14 protein-coding genes are annotated in these 17,605 nt (G+C 59.0%); 10 read left to right on the top strand and 4 right to left on the bottom strand.

The genetic code is table 11. From position 1 onward, the window contains the following. Positions 1-16: 16 nt before the first annotated feature. From treZ to glgX, 3 genes are read left to right on the top strand one after another with little or no spacing between them, the layout of a single operon-like run. Positions 17-1,804, top strand: a complete 1,788-nt coding sequence (gene treZ, locus ACOTXI_RS08080; RefSeq protein ID WP_058654449.1) for a malto-oligosyltrehalose trehalohydrolase — start codon at positions 17-19, stop codon at positions 1,802-1,804. Beyond that, positions 1,801-4,269, top strand: coding sequence for a malto-oligosyltrehalose synthase (treY, locus tag ACOTXI_RS08085; protein WP_058654448.1), 2,469 nt, complete (start codon positions 1,801-1,803; stop codon positions 4,267-4,269). Before treZ ends, treY begins: the two co-directional genes overlap by 4 nt. 15 nt (positions 4,270-4,284) lie before the next feature. After that, the gene (gene glgX, locus ACOTXI_RS08090; RefSeq protein ID WP_058654447.1) at positions 4,285-6,360 is read left to right on the top strand and encodes a glycogen debranching protein GlgX; all 2,076 of its coding nucleotides are present in this window, start codon (positions 4,285-4,287) and stop codon (positions 6,358-6,360) included. Here the strand turns inward: glgX and ACOTXI_RS08095 are convergent, their stop codons facing one another. Further along, complete coding sequence (locus ACOTXI_RS08095) at positions 6,361-6,906, bottom strand: winged helix DNA-binding protein (protein WP_058654446.1); 546 nt, start codon at positions 6,904-6,906, stop codon at positions 6,361-6,363. 200 nt (positions 6,907-7,106) lie between these two features. Between ACOTXI_RS08095 and ACOTXI_RS08100 the strand changes: the two genes are divergently transcribed. Genes ACOTXI_RS08100 through ACOTXI_RS08110 form a run of 3 tightly spaced genes read left to right on the top strand, consistent with a single transcriptional unit; the run spans position 7,107 to position 9,817 of the window. Beyond that, positions 7,107-7,829, top strand: a complete 723-nt coding sequence (locus ACOTXI_RS08100) for a DUF969 domain-containing protein (protein ID WP_021240145.1) — start codon at positions 7,107-7,109, stop codon at positions 7,827-7,829. After that, complete coding sequence (locus ACOTXI_RS08105; protein WP_087855454.1) at positions 7,826-8,812, top strand: DUF979 domain-containing protein; 987 nt, start codon at positions 7,826-7,828, stop codon at positions 8,810-8,812. The genes ACOTXI_RS08100 and ACOTXI_RS08105 overlap by 4 nt, the downstream gene beginning before the upstream one ends. Before the next feature lie 9 nt (positions 8,813-8,821). Next, positions 8,822-9,817 (top strand): DUF2891 domain-containing protein, encoded by a 996-nt coding sequence (locus tag ACOTXI_RS08110; RefSeq protein WP_032651865.1) that lies wholly within the window; start codon positions 8,822-8,824, stop codon positions 9,815-9,817. Between the two features lie 46 nt (positions 9,818-9,863). On the opposite strand, the gene ACOTXI_RS08115 is transcribed toward ACOTXI_RS08110, so the two are convergent. Beyond that, positions 9,864-11,279, bottom strand: a complete 1,416-nt coding sequence (locus tag ACOTXI_RS08115) for an MFS transporter (RefSeq protein ID WP_058654444.1) — start codon at positions 11,277-11,279, stop codon at positions 9,864-9,866. A 117-nt stretch (positions 11,280-11,396) separates the two neighbouring features. Between ACOTXI_RS08115 and ACOTXI_RS08120 the strand changes: the two genes are divergently transcribed. Continuing rightward, the gene (locus ACOTXI_RS08120) at positions 11,397-12,302 is read left to right on the top strand and encodes a LysR family transcriptional regulator (protein WP_058654443.1); all 906 of its coding nucleotides are present in this window, start codon (positions 11,397-11,399) and stop codon (positions 12,300-12,302) included. 3 nt (positions 12,303-12,305) lie between these two features. On the opposite strand, the gene ACOTXI_RS08125 is transcribed toward ACOTXI_RS08120, so the two are convergent. Both ACOTXI_RS08125 and ACOTXI_RS08130 read right to left on the bottom strand, forming a co-directional pair. Further along, entirely contained in the window at positions 12,306-13,760 is a 1,455-nt protein-coding gene (locus tag ACOTXI_RS08125; protein WP_058654442.1) for a Cu(+)/Ag(+) sensor histidine kinase, read from the bottom strand. Next, positions 13,750-14,433 carry a copper/silver response regulator transcription factor gene (locus ACOTXI_RS08130; protein WP_008503517.1) on the bottom strand — a complete coding sequence of 228 codons (684 nt, stop codon included), beginning with the start codon at positions 14,431-14,433 and terminating at the stop codon, positions 13,750-13,752. Before ACOTXI_RS08130 ends, ACOTXI_RS08125 begins: the two co-directional genes overlap by 11 nt. Before the next feature lie 162 nt (positions 14,434-14,595). On the opposite strand from ACOTXI_RS08130, the gene ACOTXI_RS08135 reads away from it, so the two are divergent. The 3 genes from ACOTXI_RS08135 to ACOTXI_RS08145 are packed head-to-tail and all read left to right on the top strand — an operon-like array spanning position 14,596 to position 17,595. Beyond that, positions 14,596-15,981, top strand: coding sequence for an efflux transporter outer membrane subunit (locus tag ACOTXI_RS08135; RefSeq protein ID WP_058654441.1), 1,386 nt, complete (start codon positions 14,596-14,598; stop codon positions 15,979-15,981). A gap of 28 nt (positions 15,982-16,009) precedes the next feature. Further along, entirely contained in the window at positions 16,010-16,333 is a 324-nt protein-coding gene (gene cusF, locus ACOTXI_RS08140; RefSeq protein ID WP_058654440.1) for a cation efflux system protein CusF, read from the top strand. Between the two features lie 11 nt (positions 16,334-16,344). Beyond that, positions 16,345-17,595: an efflux RND transporter periplasmic adaptor subunit gene (locus ACOTXI_RS08145; RefSeq protein ID WP_058654439.1), complete on the top strand. Its 1,251-nt coding sequence runs from the start codon at positions 16,345-16,347 to the stop codon at positions 17,593-17,595. The last annotated feature ends 10 nt before the right edge of the window (positions 17,596-17,605 follow it).

Genomic DNA, 17,605 nt, shown 5'->3' on the forward strand with positions numbered 1-17,605 from the left:
CATTCGAGGACAATGAATGGAATTCAGGACATTTCAAAAGCAGTGGGGTGCTGAGTTTATTTCCGATGACGTTGTACGTTTTCGCGTCTGGGCAGAAGGACAGAAAGAACTTACGCTACGTCTTGCCGCCACCGACGTGCCGATGACGGCAACCGGCGACGGCTGGTTTCAGGCGGACGTCCCCGGCGTCAGGCACGGTGCAGAATATCAGTTTGTTCTTCAGGACGGCACGGCGGTGCCCGATCCTGCCTCGCGGGCGCAAAAGGGCGACGTTAACGGCCCCTCGGTCGTGATCGATCCCCGACGTTACCAGCCGGTCAACCGCGACTGGGCAGGGCGGCCGTGGGAAGAGACGATCATTTACGAACTGCACATCGGCACGTTTACCCCGGAGGGCACCTTCCGGGCGGCGATCGACAAGCTGCCGTATCTGGCGGAGCTGGGGATTACCCAGCTTGAAGTCATGCCCGTCTCCCAGTTTGGCGGTTCCCGCGGCTGGGGGTACGACGGGGTGCTGCTGTATGCCCCGCACTCTGCGTACGGCACGCCGGAGGATTTCCACGCGTTTATCGACGCCGCGCACGGGCTGGGGCTTTCCGTGGTGCTGGATATCGTGCTCAACCACTTCGGCCCGGAGGGGAACTATCTGCCTCTGCTGTCGCCCGCGTTTTTTGATGAGCATCGAATGACGCCGTGGGGCAACGGCATCGCTTACGAGCGCGAGCCGGTGAGGCAGTACATCACCGACGCACCGCTCTACTGGCTGACGGAGTACCGTCTGGACGGCCTGCGCTTTGATGCCATCGACCAGATTAAAGACAGCTCCGGGACGCACATTCTCGAGGAGATTGCCGCAAAAATTCGCGAGGCGATACCACACCGGCACGTTCACCTGACCACGGAAGACAGCCGCAACGTGATTTTTCTGCATCCGCGCGATGAACAGGGCCACACGCCGCTGTTTACCGGCGAATGGAACGATGATTTTCACAACGCTGCCCACGTGTTTGCCACCGGTGAGACGCACGCCTACTACCAGGACTTTGCCTTTGAGCCGGAGAAAAAGTTCGCCCGGGCGCTGGCGGAAGGCTTTGTCTACCAGGGCGAGATTTCGCTGCAAACCGGCGAATCCCGCGGCGTGGAGTGCCGCACGCAGCCGCCGCAGTTCTTCGTCGATTTCATCCAAAACCACGATCAGACCGGCAATCGCGCCCAGGGCGAGCGGCTTATCTCCCTCGCGGGGGCTGATAAAACGAGGGTGCTGCTCGCCGCGCTGCTGCTTTCCCCCCATATCCCGCTGCTGTTTATGGGCGAGGAGTTTGGTGAAACGCATCCGTTCCTGTTCTTCACCGACTTTCACGGCGAACTGGCAAAGGCGGTGCGGGAAGGGCGCGCGAAAGAGTTTAGCGGCCATGCCGGGCACGATGAAACCGTCCCGGACCCGAACGACGTGAACACGTTTATCCGCTCAAAGCTCGACTGGAACAAAATCGCCACCGACGAGGGCAAAACGTGGCTGCGCTATACGCGCCATCTGTTGACGCTGCGCCATCGCTATATCGTTCCGCTTCTGCATCCGGGCGGTGCCGTTGAGGGCCATGTGCTCAAGACCGCGCCCGGCATGGTGGCGGTGAGCTGGCGCTTCCCGTCAGGCACGCTTTCTCTGGCGCTGAATATTGGAACGAAGCCCGTCGACCTGCCCGCGCTCGCGGGGGAGACGCGCTTCGCCTGGCCGGAACTCAACGACGTTTTACCCCCGAACGGTATTGTCGTTCGCTTTGCTGATGGAGAAGCATCGTTATGATCCCTTCCGCCACGTACCGTATTCAGTTCCGTAACGGCATGACCTTCGACCGCGTTGTGGCGCTGGTGCCGTATATGAAGGACCTCGGCATCAGCCACCTTTACGCGTCGCCCGTGTTCACTGCCACGACGGGGTCTACCCACGGCTATGACGTGACCAACCCGAATGAAATCGACCCCGCGATTGGCGGACGAGAAGGCTTTGACCGCATGGCCGCGGCGCTTAAGCAGGCCGGCATGGGGCTGATTCTGGACATTGTCCCGAACCATATGTCCACCTCGCTGGAAAACCTCTGGTGGCGGGACGTGATTGAATACGGCCAGCAAAGCCGCTACGCGCACTATTTTGACATTGACTGGTCGAGGCCGCTGACGCTGCCGTTTCTTGGCGATACCTTTGAGGCGGAGCTGGAGAAGGGAGCCATCACGCTAAAACGTGACCCTGTCACGAAAAAGGCCGCCCTGGTTTACTACGACGCCGAGTATCCGCTTAACCCGGGCACGTACAGCGAGGAGAAGAGCATTGCCGAGCTGCACGAGGCGCAAAGCTGGCGGCTGATGTCCTGGCGGGAGGCGCCGAAGCAGCTCTCGTGGCGGCGCTTCTTTGAGATCACCGGGCTGGTCGGCGTTCGGGTTGAAGATGATGCGGTCTTCGACGATACGCACCGGCTGATCCTTGAGCTGGTCCACGCGGGCGTGGTGGACGGCCTGCGCATTGACCATGTCGACGGCCTGGCGGATCCGCTGGGCTATCTGCAGCGCCTGCGGCAGGCCGCCGGGCCCGACTGCTACATCACGGTCGAAAAGATTCTCGCCAAAGGGGAACAGCTCCCCGCTGACTGGCCGGTATCCGGCACCACCGGCTACGAGTTTATCGCCTCGCTGGCGGAGGTGCTGGTCGACGACGATAACCTCTCGCGCCTGGAGACAATCCACGACGAGACGCTGGGCGTGACGGTCGATCGCCACGCGGAGCTGCGCGATGCCAAAGGCCTGATGACCGATCGCAATTTTGAGGGTGAATTCACCACGCTGCTAAACCTTGCTGAGGATCTGGCCCGCCGCAATGAGGTTGCGCTGCCGCGCGAGGATATCCGCCACGCGCTGCGCGAGCTGCTTATTGCGTTTCCGGTCTACCGCACCTACGGCACTCGCGAGGGGTTAACCCCGCCGGACGTGGCGCTGCTCAACCGCGTGGTTGCCAGCGTGGAGACGTCGGAAGCGGCGCTCAGCCTGATCGTGCGCATTCTTACCGGCGACCTGCCGGAAGATTGCCGCGAGAGCGCCGCGCTGTTCAGGACCCGCTTCCAGCAGCTCACCGGGCCGCTGATGGCGAAGTCCGTTGAAGACACACTGTTCTTTCGCCACAACCTTGAGCTTGCGCTCAATGAAGTGGGGGCCGACCCGACGCCGCGCGCGTTTTCCTTATCCCGCTTCCACCAGGAGATGCGCATTCGTCTGGCCCGTCAGCCCGACGCGCTGCTGGGCACCTCCACGCACGATACCAAGCGCGGGGAAGACGCCCGGGCGCGCCTTTACACCCTGACGGAAGCCCCGGAACGCTGGGGGGAAAATCTGGCCCGCTGGCGGCAGATGAACCAGACCCAGGTGCGTTTTCTCAATGACGGTACCGCGCCGAACGCCGCCGATACGTGGATGATCTACCAGGCGCTCGCGGGCGTCTGGCCCGCCACGCTGTCACCGGACGACGCTGAAGGGCTTAAAGCACTCGAAACGCGGTTCCTCGGCTTCCTCGAAAAAGCGCTGCGCGAGGCGAAGCAGCGCACCGACTGGATCGACAGCAACGAGAGCTATGAGAGCGTGGTGTTGAGCTACGCGCGGCACCTGCTTTCGCCGGACAACACCCTGTTCCTGCACGATTTCAGCGAGGCGATGCAGCCCTTTATCCGCGCCGGGCTGATGAACAGCCTCAGCCAGACGGCGATCAAGCTGACGGCGCCCGGCGTGCCGGATATCTATCAGGGCAGCGAGGCGCTTAACTTCAGCCTGGTCGACCCGGATAACCGACGCGAGCCGGACTTTCCGGCCCTGGTGCAACACCTCAGCGCGGCGGATGCCACGGTGTTTGACAACCCGACCTGCTGGCGTGACGGTAGGGTGAAGCAGTTTGTTACCGCCACGCTGCTGCGGCTTCGACCGCACTACGACGCGCTTTTCCGCTACGGCGACTGGCTGCCGCTTAAGGTCACCGGCGAGCGGGAAGAGAACCTGATTGTTTATGCGCGCGTTAAGGACGAGGAGGCGCTGATTGTCGCCGTGCCGCGTCTGGTTTTTGGCGTCACGGATAATCATCAGCTGTGGGTCAATACCACGGTGGCGATACCCGACGAACTGGCCGGGAAGCGCTATCGGGATCTGTTCAGCGGTGAGAGCCGCATTCTGCAAAAGACGCTGGATTTAACGTCAGAAAAGGGATGTGTACTGGTTCTGCTTACCTGCGAATAATTGTGGAGAACGAAAATGGCAAAGGATACAACGTTTGAAATTCGGGCCGGTCATGGCCAGCAGTTGGGGGCGAATTATGACGGGAAGGGCGTTAACTTCGCGCTGTTCTCCGCGCACGCTGAACGAGTGGAGCTCTGTCTGTTTGACCCGTCCGGGAAAACGGAAATCGCCCGGCTGGAGCTGCCGGAGTATACCCATGAGATCTGGCACGGCTATGTGCCTGACCTGAAGCCGGGCGCGCTGTACGGCTATCGCGTCTACGGCCCCTACGACCCGGAAAATGGTCATCGCTTTAACCCGCATAAGCTGCTCATTGACCCTTACGCTCGCGAACTGGTGGGTGACATCGACTGGAACGACGCCCATTTCGGCTATGCGCTGGGGCATGACGAGCTGGATTTGAGCTTTGATACCCGCGACAGCGCGCCGTTTACGCCGAAATGCAGGGTTATCGACCCGAACGCCTTTGACTGGCAGGACAACAACCGGCCGAACGTCCCCTGGCCGCATACCGTTGTCTATGAGAGCCACGTGAAAGGGTTTACCCAGATGAACCCGGCCATTCCGCCCGAGCTGCGCGGGACGTTTGAGGGGATGGGGCACAAAGCCTCGGTCGACTACATCAAAAGCCTGGGCATTACCTCGGTGGAGCTGCTGCCGGTTCACTGGTTCCCGGACGATCAGCATCTGCTCGATCGCGGCCTGAAGAACTTCTGGGGCTATAACACGCTGGGCTTTTTTGCTCCGGCGTCGCGCTACTACGGCCCGGCGGGGATCCAGGGCTTTCGCGATATGGTGCGCGCGTACCATGACGCGGGCATTGAGGTGATTCTGGACGTTGTGTACAACCACACGGCGGAAGGCAACGAGCTTGGCCCCACGCTCTCGTTTAAGGGGATTGATAACTACAGCTATTACCGCACGCTGCCCGACCAGCACCGGTACTACATCAACGACACCGGCACGGGAAACACGGTCAATACCTCGCACCCGCGCGTGCTGCAGATGGTGATGGACTCCCTGCGCTACTGGGCGGAATCAATGCACATAGACGGTTTTCGTTTCGACCTCGGGACGATCCTGGGCCGCGAGCCCGAAGGGTTTGATCCGCGCGGCGGTTTCTTCGACGCCATGACCCAGGATCCGGTCTTATCCCGACTGAAGCTGATTGGTGAACCCTGGGATATTGGCCCCGGCGGCTATCAGGTGGGCGGATTCCCGCCGGGCTGGGGGGAGTGGAACGACAAATACCGCGACACCGTTCGCGAGTACTGGAAGGGGGACAACGTCTCCACGGACTTTGCCGCGCGGCTTCTCGGCTCCGGCGATCTGTACGATCTGCGTGGGCGTCGCCCGTGGGCCAGCGTCAACTTCATCACCGCTCACGACGGCTTTACGCTGAATGACCTGGTGTCGTACAACGAAAAGCATAACGCCGACAACGGCGAGGACAATAACGACGGGCATAACGATAACCGCTCGTACAACTACGGCGAGGAAGGGCCAACCGAGAACCCGGATATTATTGCTACCCGCGAACGGCAGAAACGTAATTTCCTGACCACGCTGCTGTTCTCCCACGGCACGCCGATGCTGCTGGCGGGGGACGAGTTTGGCCGCACGCAGAAGGGGAACAACAACGGCTACTGCCAGGACAGTGAGATCTCGTGGATCGACTGGAAGGGGCTCTCCGAAAACGACGCTGCGCTGCGCGAGTTTACCCGTCGTCTCATTGCCCTTCGCGCGCAACAGCCGCTGCTGCGCCGTGAAAGCTGGCGCGACGGGCTGGAGATCCGCTGGTTCAATGCCGGGGGCGGTCCGCAGCAGGCCGAGCAGTGGGAGGAAGGCTCAACGCTCGGGGTCTCCATCAGCAGGCCAGATCTTCAGCAGGAGGACGGCATCTGGCACGACGTGCTGATGCTGTTCAATCCGTTTGAAGGCACCGTGCCGTTCCAGATCCCGCAGTTTGGCGAAGGGGGATGGGTGCTGGAGCTGTCTACGGCGGATGATGCCGCCACCGGGACAGCGATCACCGAAACCGTTGAGTACGCGCTGGCCGGACGGAGCATTACGCTGTTCCGCCGTCCTTAGTTACAGTGACGCCGCCGCCCGGGCGGCGGTGTCATACAGGGAGGAGATCGTGCGTAACAGCTGCGCGGTCTCGCCAATCGACGTCCCAGCAATGCCGCTCTCCGCGTGGATCGCAATCAGACACGCCTCCCGCACGTCCCGGTATTTCATGCACAGCGCTTTCCCTTCCTCCGTTGTAGAGAAAAAGAGCTCTTTACCCGCTTTCTCGCTCGTCACGTAGCCTGCTTTGACCAGCTTTTTCAGCGCATAGGTCACCACGTGGGTGTCTTCCACGTTGAGGACGAAGCAGATATCGGCCAGCTTTTTCTTGCGGTCGCGGTGGTTCACGTGATGCAGCAGCGAAACGTCAAAGGCGCCCATATCGGGCTCGCCGGCAGCCGTCATGCAGCGCACCATCCATTTGTTAAACGCGTTGCCGGTCATGATCAGCGCATATTCCAGCTCTGATAACTCCGCGCAGCGCTCGGATACCAGATGGCGGGAAGAGACGATCCGGCCCTCGTTGATATCGTCGCGATCGGGTGAAGCACTCTTTTCTGAGGTCATAACGTTCCTTAGCCAGAAATGTAAACTCATCGATAAAATAAGAACATTTTATTGATAATTTGTTTACATGTTTTTGAGGTTCAGATATAGCTTTTTAGCGCAGGTTTTGCGAAGCCTGCCAACAAAACACAACATCGCTCGCCGCAAATTAAAAAAATAGCCGTCGGCGCGCAACGCTCACTTTCGATAGGGTAAACGTTATGGACGGTACTACGCTGCTGCCGCTGATCGGGATACCGATCGTGGTTATTGGTTTTGCACTGCGCTTCAACCCGCTGCTGGTGGTCGTGGTGGCGGGGCTTGCGACGGGTCTGCTGGTCGGCATGGATTTCGGGATGCTGCTGGAGACCTTTGGCGAGAAGTTCGTCAATAGCCGATCGCTGGCCACCTTCATCCTGATCCTGCCGGTGATTGGTCTGCTGGAGTATTACGGGCTTAAGGAGCGCGCCCAGGCCTGGGTGGCGAAAATCGCCAGCGCCACTTCGGCGCGTATTCTGATGCTTTACTTTGTCGCCCGTGAAGGCACCGCCGCGCTGGGACTGATGTCGCTGGGCGGCCATGCCCAGACGGTGCGCCCGCTGCTGGCACCGATGGCCGAAGGGGCGGCGCTGAACGAATACGGCGAACTGCCGCAGCACATCCGCGACAAAATCAAAGCCCACGCCGCCGCGTGCGACAACATCGCGGTCTTCTTTGGGGAAGATATCTTTATTGCCTTCGGGGCGGTACTGCTGATCGACGCGTTCCTGAAAGAGAACGGTATTCCGGGCATTGAACCGCTGCATATCGGCCTGTGGGCCATTCCAACTGCCATCGCGGCATTGATTATTCATATGACGCGCCTGCTGCGCCTCGATGCGAGCATCCGTCGCGACGTGATGGCCTGGCGTGCAGAGCAGGGTACGCAGGAGGCCGCGCAATGATGACGCTTATCACCATTAACCGCGTGTACTACCTGATTGGCTTTGTCGTAATGCTGCTGGTTGTCATGACCCTGCGCGATCGCGCCAACCCGAGGCGCTTTACTACCGCGCTGTTCTGGTTCTTGTTTGGCGGGATCTTCCTGTTTGGCGATCTGATGGTGCAGGAACTGGGGAAATCACTGGCGTACCGGATCATTGGCGGCGGCGTTATCGTTATCGCGCTGCTGGCGGGTTTTGGTCTCGTCGGGAAAGGGCACTATAAAATGTCCACCGAGGAGGGGCGCGTCGCGTCGTCAAATCGGCTTAAAAACTGGCTGTTCCTGCCGGCGCTGATGATCCCGGTGGTGACGGTGCTGGGCACGTTATTCCTGAAGGGCGTTTCGATCGGCGGCGTGTTTCTGCTCGATCAGAAACAGCTCACCCTGGCGGCGCTGTGCGTGGCCTGCGTCGCGGCGATCCTCACCGGCTGGTGGCTGACCAAAGGCACGCCGCTCCATGCCGTTCGTCAGTCCCGCCGTCTTGTCGATACCATCGGCTGGGCGGTGATCCTGCCGCAGATGCTGGCCATGCTCGGCGGCGTGTTCGTGGTGGCCAACACGGGTGACTCGGTGCAGAAGGTGGTGAGCCTGTTTGTGAACCCGGATAACCGCTTCATGCTGGTGGTGATTTACTGCGTGGGGATGGCGCTGTTTACCATGATTATGGGGAATGCGTTTGCGGCCTTCCCGGTGTTAAGTGCCGGTATCGCCTTGCCGTTTCTGATCAACGTGCATCACGGCAACCCGGCGCCGCTGCTGGCGATTGGCATGTACGCAGGCTACTGCGGCACGCTGATGACGCCGATGGCCGCGAACTTCAATATCGTTCCCGCCGCGCTGCTGGAGCTGAAAGACAAATATCAGGTGATCAAGATCCAGATCCCGACCGCGTTAACCCTGCTGGTGGTCAACGTGTTCCTCATGTATTTCCTCGTGTTTCGCTAAGGAGCTGTCATGGAATTAACGCAACATCAGGCCGACGCGTTTGCCCGCATGCCTTTGACCTATTTGCGCCAGGAATACCCGAACCACATCATGCACCTGCTGAATGATGATGGTGACGTGCTGCCGCCGCGCGAGCTGCATCCCATTTTCTACGGCTGTTTTGACTGGCACTCGGCGGTTCATGGTTACTGGCTGCTGCTGCGCTGCGTGCGCCTCTATCCAGAATTACCGTGTCGGGACGCGATCGTCGCGCTTTTTGACGAGCACCTGACCGAAGAGAACGTGGCGAAGGAGCTGGCCTATTTTACCGCGCCGTTCCGCGCCTCGTTTGAGCGGCCGTATGGCTACGGCTGGCTGCTGGCGCTGGCCCAGGAGCTGAAACAGTCGTCGCTGCCGCAGGCCGCAGGCTGGTACCAGACGCTGGAGCCGCTCACCCAGGACATTCGCAACCGGCTGGTGGATTACCTCGGCAAGCTCACCTATCCGATCCGCGTCGGGACGCACTACAACACTGCGTTTGCCCTCGCGCTGGCGCTGGATTATGGTCGCGCAGTGGGCGACAAGGCGCTTGAGCAGGCAATTCTGGCGGCGGCTGAGCGGTTTTATCTCGCCGACACGCGCTATCCGGCTCATTATGAGCCCGGCGGAGACGAGTATATTTCCGGCGCGCTGACGGAAGCGCTGCTGATGAGCAAGGTGTCGGAGGGCTTCCCGGCCTGGTTTGACGCGTTTCTGCCTGAGGTGGGCGCCGTTACGGCACTGATGAACCCGGCGGAAGTGAGCGATCGTACCGACCCGAAAATTGCCCATCTGGACGGGTTAAACCTCAGCCGCGCATGGTGTATGAAGCACATTGCGAAAGCGCTTCCAGCCAGCCACCCGGCGCAACCGGCATTGCGCGAGGCGGTGACGAAACATCTGGCCGCCAGCGTCGAGCATGTGGTTGGCAGCCACTACAGCGGCGGGCACTGGCTGGCGAGCTTTGCGCTGCTGGCGCTGGAGTAAACAAACGCGCCGTCTTTCTTGCCGGGTGGCGCTGCGCTTACCCGGCCTACATTGTGCAACGCTTGCCTGTAGACCCCGCAGGGCGCAGCCTGCTCAGGCTAAATACCACCGAACCCGTCGAGGCGATGACGGCTAACCACAGTGCAACCTGGATAGCATGTTGATGGTCCCATCCTGCCGCCGCTCCCAGCAGAACCCCCACCACGGCGGCGCCGAGACACTGGCCGAATGTTCTGACGATCGACAACACGCCGGAGGCATAGCTGGCATGTTCCCGCGCGACGTTAGCGAGCATTTCCCGGTTATTGGGGCTCTGGAAGCAGCCAAATCCCATCCCGCATACCAGACTGCGCAGGCAGATATTCCAGGCGGAAGGATTGTCCGGCAACGTGGCCAGCAGGACCAGCCCGCCGACAAAAACCATCAGCCCGAGGGTCGAGATGAGCGGCGCGGAGATCGTATCCGCCCAGCGACCCGCGTGCGGCGCGATCAGCACGATGCCAATCGGCCATGGGGTGAACAGCAGCGCGGACGCTACAGGGCTGTAGCCATATACGCTCTGAAACAGGAACGGCAGCGCGACAAACGTGATCCCCTGGCTGACAAACGAGGCCAGCGAGGTCAGCGCGGCGAGGGTGAAGCGCCCGTTTCTGAACATCACCGGCGGCAGTAACGGATGTTGCGCGCGCCGAATCCGCCAGGTAAAGGCGAGGGCGCTAACCAGCGCGAGAACGCCCCAGAAGACGGCCTGCAGACTAATGTGTTGCGCCACGTGCTGAAGGCTGTCGGCCAGCATGATCGCGGAACCTAACAGGACGGCCGAGAGCACGGCGCCCGGCGCATCAAAGGGCGGTCTGTCAGCAACCGATTCCCGCGGCAAGGCCCGCCACGCCAGCAGCAGGGCGATGCTGCCCGGAATGAGGTTAATGGCGAACAGCCATTGCCAGCTCAGTGCGTCCAGTATTGTTCCGCCGAGTACCGGGGCGATCGCCGTGCTGGAGGCGATAAGCAGGGCGTGCAGCCCCAGAATGCGGCCCAGCAGTCGGCCCGGAAAAACGGACCGCAGGATCGCCGGAGCAATACTCAGGGTCGCCGCCCCGCCGATGCCCTGCAGAATTCGCATCCCGGTTAATATTTCCGGCGTTGTTGCCAGCGCGCAGCCGAGCGAGGTGAGCGTAAAGGTGGCAAGCCCGCTCAGAAAGACCGGGCGATAGCCCACGCGGGCCGCCAGCGCGGCGAAAATAGCCAGCGTCATCGCCGCTGACAGCAGATAACCGTTAGCGAACCAGACCGCAACGTTCGCGGGGACCTGCATCGCTCTAGCCATGGAGGGGAGCGCGATGTTGATCATGGTGCCGTCAAAGACGCCCATCAGCGTGGTGGTCATGACGGCGGCCAGGACCCGGGCGCGTTCATGCCCGGGTAAACCTTCATCGCCGGGCTGGTTGGTAAATAGCGTCATCGTCGTTACTCCGGATAAGAATAGTGATGACGAAACTATAATCATGCGCTATACAGGGCGGAAGACGCAGCATTTGCACTTAATCGTTGCATATAACGCCTTATCTGAGGAGCCATCGTGTCCGATCCTGACTTTAACCTTCTGGTTGCGCTCGACGTTTTGCTGGCCGAAGCCAGCGTGGCGGGCGCGGCGCGACGTTTAAACCTGAGCACCTCCGCCATGAGCCGCACCCTGAGCCGGCTGCGGGAGGTGACCGGCGATCCTATTCTGGTGCGGGCCGGGCGTCATATGGTGCTGACGCCCTGGGCCGAAGCCACCCGGGATCGCGCCAGAAGCGCCGTGCACGAGGCGAGGGCGGTGCTGCAGCCCTCCACCGACACGCTGAAGGTGGAAAGCCTTGAGCGGCTGTTCACTATTCGGGCCAACGACGGTTTTGTCGTGGCGTTTGGACCTATGCTCATAGCCGCGGTGGCGAGCGTTGCGCCCGGGGTCTGCATCCGCTTCGCTCCCAAACCTGAAAAAACGTCGCGCTATTTACGGGAGGGGCTTGTCGACCTGGAGATCGGCGTGCAGAGCAACATGGGGCCTGAAATACGGCTGCAAAGGCTCTTTCAGGATCGGTTTGTTGGCGCGGTGCGCAAGGGACATCCGCTGTCTTCACAGCCTGAGGTCAGCCTTGACGATTATGTTGCCTGGGGCCATGTGGTGGCGTCGCCTGATGGGGCGTTACACGGATCTGTGGACGACGCGCTGGCGGAGCGGGGGATGAAACGAAAGATCGCCAGCGTGGTGCCTGGATTCCCGACGGCGTTATCCGTAGCGCTGGCGTCCGATCTGATCGCTATTGTGCCGGCGTTGTACCTGCTCAATCAGGCGATGACCGAGCGCGTGCACGTCTTTGAACTGCCCTTTAAGACCCGGACCATTACGGTGTCACAGATGTGGCATCCGCGCATGGAGCGGGACCCGGCGCATCGCTGGCTCAGGGAAAAGGTCCTTGAGGTGTGCCGCGCAGTTTGCTGACGCTCAGAGCACTTTCCCCGGCACCGTGAGGATGAAGCGCGTCGACACCGCATCCGATTCCACGCGGACTTTTCCGTGGTGCGCGGTGACGATGGACTTCACGATGGCAAGCCCAATCCCGCTGCCTTCGCCCTTACGCTGCCTGGACGGATCGACGCGATAAAAACGGTCAAACAGCTTTGGCAGATGCGCCTGCGGGATCGGCGTGCCGGGGTTTTCTGTCACCAGCTCAACGTCGTTATCCCGTTTTCTGATGGAGACCGTTACCGTTTTCCCTTCCGGCGTATAGCGCAGGGCGTTGGAGAGCAGATTATTGATTGCTCTTCTGAACATCTGCGGATCGCCTTCTATCAGGCAGGGCATCCCGTTAAATTTCAGCGAGACGTGGCGTTCTTCCGCCCAGGCTTCGAAGAAATCGAAGACTTTCATCACCTCAGCGCTTAAATCAAACATCACCCGATCCGGGATGAGCTGATTATTATCCGCCTGCGCCAGGAACAGCATGTCGCTGACCATGCGGGTCATCCGGTTGTACTCTTCGAGGCTGGAGTAGAGGACATCTTCCAGCTCTTTCTGGGAGCGGTTCTGACTCAACGCAATTTCCGTTTGCGTCACCAGGTTGGTGATGGGGGTTCTGATTTCGTGGGCGATGTCGGCGGAAAAATTCGCCTGCCGGGTAAAGACATCTTCAATTTTCCCAATCATATGGTTGAAGGAGATCACCAGCTGTTCCAGCTCAACGGGCACGCGGGACGGCTCCAGTCGCGCATCCAGATTTTCGGAGGTGATATTTTTAATGGCGGTGCTGACGTTACGCAGGGGCAAGTGTCCCTGACGCACCGCGATACGAATCACCAGCACAATCAGCAGGCTGATTGCCGCGGCAATGGCAAAAAGATTCTTCTTCAGCGCCTCAAGGTAGTGGAGATGAAAATTAATTGAGAGCCCGATCAGCATGACGTAGTCCTGGGTTTTGCCCTGCAGCGTTGTCCTGCCTGAGGAGGCGATAATCCGGTACGTTTCCATTTTCATGTCGGACCCGGCATGCATAGGGTTGACCGGGTCTTCTATCGTCCAGAGAAACACATCCTGTGCCTGACGGTGTTCGCTAAAGTTCGCTGTGTTCATCGCCGGGCGCAATGCCGCGCCTTGCGCCGAGCTGAACAGGGTATTGCCCTGCGGATCCAGAAGCAGGACGGCCACGTTGCGGTAGCTGGCGACCGACTCTTTGAGCTTGCTGATTTTCTTTTGGTCGGGATCGGCCGGAGACTGGAGGATGCGATGAATTGCGCTGCTAATCTGCTGTAAGTCGCTGATATCCTGCTCGGCAAAGTGCTTCTCAACGGAGTGCAGCATAAACCAGGTAAAGGCGAAGAAGGCCAGTATGGTGGAGAGGCTGATAAAAAAGGTCAGCCGCAGCGCAAGCGAGAACGGGCGTCGGAGGGGCTTAACGGGCATCCGGCACCTCCAGCATATAGCCTACGCCGCGTACCGTCTGGATCAGCTTGGGTTCAAAATCGTTATCGATCTTTGCGCGCAGGCGCTTTACCGCCACATCTATTGCGTTCGTGTCGCTGTCAAAGTTCATATCCCACACCTGGGAGGCAATCAGGGAGCGGGGCAGCACCTCGCCCTGATGACGCATGAAAAACTCCAGCAGGCTGAACTCCTTGCTGGTTAACAGGATGCGATTGCCCGCCCGGCTGACCTTCCTCGACACAAGGTCAACCGTCAGGTCAGCCGCCTGAAGCTGGCTTTCCGCGATCACCGTATTTCCGCGTCTTAGCAGCGTCCTGACCCGGGCGAGCAGTTCCGCAAAGGCGAAAGGCTTAATCAGATAATCATCCGCGCCCAGCTCAAGCCCTTTAACCCGGTGCTCTATCGTCCCGAGGGCCGTGAGTAACAGGATGGGCATTCCTTTGCCGGCAGAGCGAAGCATGCGGACGATATCCCAGCCGTTCACGTCGGGCAGCATGATATCCAGAATCAGCAGGTCATATTCCGCGGTCATGGCGAGGTGGTACCCGGTCAGGCCATTATCCGCGTGATCCACGACAAACCCCGCTTCCGTCAGCCCCTTGCTGAGGTATTCCCCGGTTTTCATTTCGTCTTCAACGATCAGTATTTTCATCTTGCTCCCCAGACTGGCTGCTGATGACATTCTAGTCAGCCCGCGATCGTTAACAATGACTTACGCCATAAATGACAGCATTGTCATTATCCTGTCACCGGTCAAACAGGATGCGTTCAGTAGAGTAGCCCTAAAAACCCTCTGGACTTGATTTGAACCGCTATGTTCCTGTTAAAACGACTCAGCATCACTACGGTATTTATCCTGGCAGGCTGCGTCTCGCTGGCGCCTGAATACCCGCGCCCGGCATCACCGGTACCCCGGCAGTTTTCGCTCTCGCGCAACGACCTGACGCCCGCGGCGGCCGGGTATCAGGACACCGGCTGGCGCAACTTCTTCGTCGACCCACAGATAGCTGGATTGATTACAGAAGCCCTGAAAAACAACCGCGATATCAAAATGGCCGCCCTGAAGATTGAAGAGGCCCGGGCGCAGTTCAACGTGACGGAGGCGGATCGTTATCCGCAGTTGAATGGATCCGCGGGTATCACGTACAGCGGCGGGCTAAAAAGTGACAAACCGACCTCACGGCAGTACGACGCCGGTCTTGCGCTTAGCTACGAACTCGACTTTTTCGGCAAGCTGAAGAACCTGAGCGAGGCCGACCGACAAAACTATTTCGCCAGCGAAGAGGCCCGTCGCGCGGTGCATATTCTGCTTGTCTCTAACGTGTCGCAGAGCTATTTCAACCAGCAGCTGGCGTATAAACAGCTGCGCATCGCGCGGGAAACGCTGAAAAATTACCGGCAGTCTTATGCGTTCGTTGAGCACCAGCTGGCGACGGGGAGCACCAACGTGCTGGCGCTGGAACAGGCCCGGGGACAGATCGAAAGCACGCAGGCAGAGATTGCCAAACGAGAGGGGGAGCTGGCGCAGGCCAACAATGCTCTGCAGTTGCTCCTCGGCACCTATCGCGGATTGCCGGGCGACAGCGGAATGAACGCCCGCGATATTGCGCCGGTAAAACTCCCGCCCCATCTTTCTTCAGCGATACTGCTGCAACGCCCGGATATTATGGAGGCGGAGTATCAGCTTAACGCGGCCGATGCGAATATCGGCGCCGCACGTGCCGCTTTTTTCCCGTCTATTTCCCTGACCAGCGGGCTTTCAACAGGCAGTACGGAATTATCCAGCCTGTTTACCGCGGGCAGTGGGATGTGGAATTTCATCCCCAAAATTGAGCTTCCGATTTTTAATGCGGGCAGGAATAAGGCCAACCTGAAGCTGGCTGAAATTCGTCAGCAGCAGTCGGTTGTGAATTACGAACAAAAAATACAGGCTGCCTTCAGGCAGGTTGCCGACGCGCTCGCGCTGCGGGACAGCCTCAACCAGCAGCTTGCTGCGCAAGAACGGTATCTTGATTCGCTAAACATTACCCTGCAGCGGGCCAGAGGATTATATACCAGCGGCGCGGTGAGCTATATCGAAGTATTAGACGCGGAACGGTCGCTGTTTTCCACGCAGCAAAATATTCTCGACCTTATTTATGCCCGGCAGGTTAATGAAATTAACCTCTTCACCGCGCTGGGCGGCGGTTGGGCCGAATAACCTCACTTAATTAAAAAGGATATTAAACATGCGCAATTCACTTAACGCCGTCGTATTTGGTGCAATCATTATGTTTTCTGCCGGTCTTCAGGCTGAGGTTCATCAGCACGCGGAGATGAGCGCCGCCAAGCAGGTTATCACCGGGACCGGCATTGTGAAGGATATTGATCTCACGAATAAAAAAGTGACGATTTCTCACGAAGCCATCCCGGAAATTGGCTGGCCCGCGATGACCATGCGTTTTACTTTTATGCAGGCCGACGCGAGTATTACTGCCTTAAAAGTCGGCAGCCACGTGAATTTCTCGTTTGTTCAGCAGGGCAATCTCTCTTTACTCAAGAGCATTAAATAGCGAGATACGGCATGGCCTCATTAAAAATAAAATATGCTGCTGTGATAGTCGGCAGCCTTATTGCGGGAGGGCTGATATCGGTGACGGCCTGGCAGGCTCTTCATTCATCTGAAAAAACAGAAAATAGCGTCTCTGAAAGAAAGGTCCTTTTCTGGTATGACCCGATGAAGCCTGACGTGAAATTCGACAAGCCCGGTAAATCACCGTTTATGGATATGGATCTGGTCCCGAAATATACGGACGAAAATGACGATAAAAGCAGCACCGGAATACGTATCGATCCGACGCAGGTCCAGAATTTAGGATTAAAAACGCAAAAAGTGACGCGCGGAACGCTGAATTATGCCCAGACGATCCCGGCCAACGTCAGCTATAACGACTATCAGTTTGTCATTGTGCAGGCGCGTGCGGAAGGGTTCGTTGAGAAAGTCTACCCGCTGACGGTCGGCGATAAGGTGATGAAAGGCACCCCGCTGATTGATATTACCATTCCGGACTGGGTCGAAGCGCAGAGCGAGTTCCTCCTGCTCTCCGGCACCGGTGGAACGCCCACGCAGATAAAAGGCGTTCTGGAGCGTCTGCGCCTGGCGGGTATGCCGGATGACGACATTCAGCGGCTGCGTGCGACCCGCACTATCCAGACCCGGTTTACCATCAAGGCGCCCATTGACGGGGTGATCACGGCCTTTGACCTGCGCACCGGAATGAATATTTCCAAAGAGAAGGTGGTGGCGCAGATTCAGGGGATGGATCCGGTCTGGATCGGCGCGGCGGTTCCTGAATCCATTGCTTATCTGCTGAAAGATACCTCGCAGTTTACTGTTTCGGTACCGGCTTATCCGGATAAATCCTTCCCGGTTGAAAAATGGCGTCTCCTGCCGAGCGTGGATCAAACCACCCGTACGCTGCAGGTGCGCCTGCAGGTCTCCAACAAGGATGAACTGCTGAAACCGGGCATGAATGCCTACCTGAAGCTGAATACCCAAAGTCAGGAAATGTTGCTCATTCCGTCTCAGGCCGTTATCGATACCGGGAAAGAACAGCGCGTTATTACCGTTGATGCGAACGGGAAGTTTGTACCGAAAAGGATCCACGTTCTGCATGAATCACAGCAGCAGTCCGGCATTGGTACCGGACTGGAAGAGGGGGAGTCGGTGGTGGTCAGCGGTCTGTTTCTGATTGACTCGGAGGCCAATATTACCGGCGCGCTGGAGCGCATGCGCCACGCTGAAGCCGCTGACGACGCGCATTCAGGCCATTAAGGAGACGATG

Origin of the sequence: Enterobacter cloacae complex sp. BZL2005 (assembly GCF_049238885.1) — a bacterium.
Taxonomy (GTDB): domain Bacteria; phylum Pseudomonadota; class Gammaproteobacteria; order Enterobacterales; family Enterobacteriaceae; genus Enterobacter; species Enterobacter roggenkampii.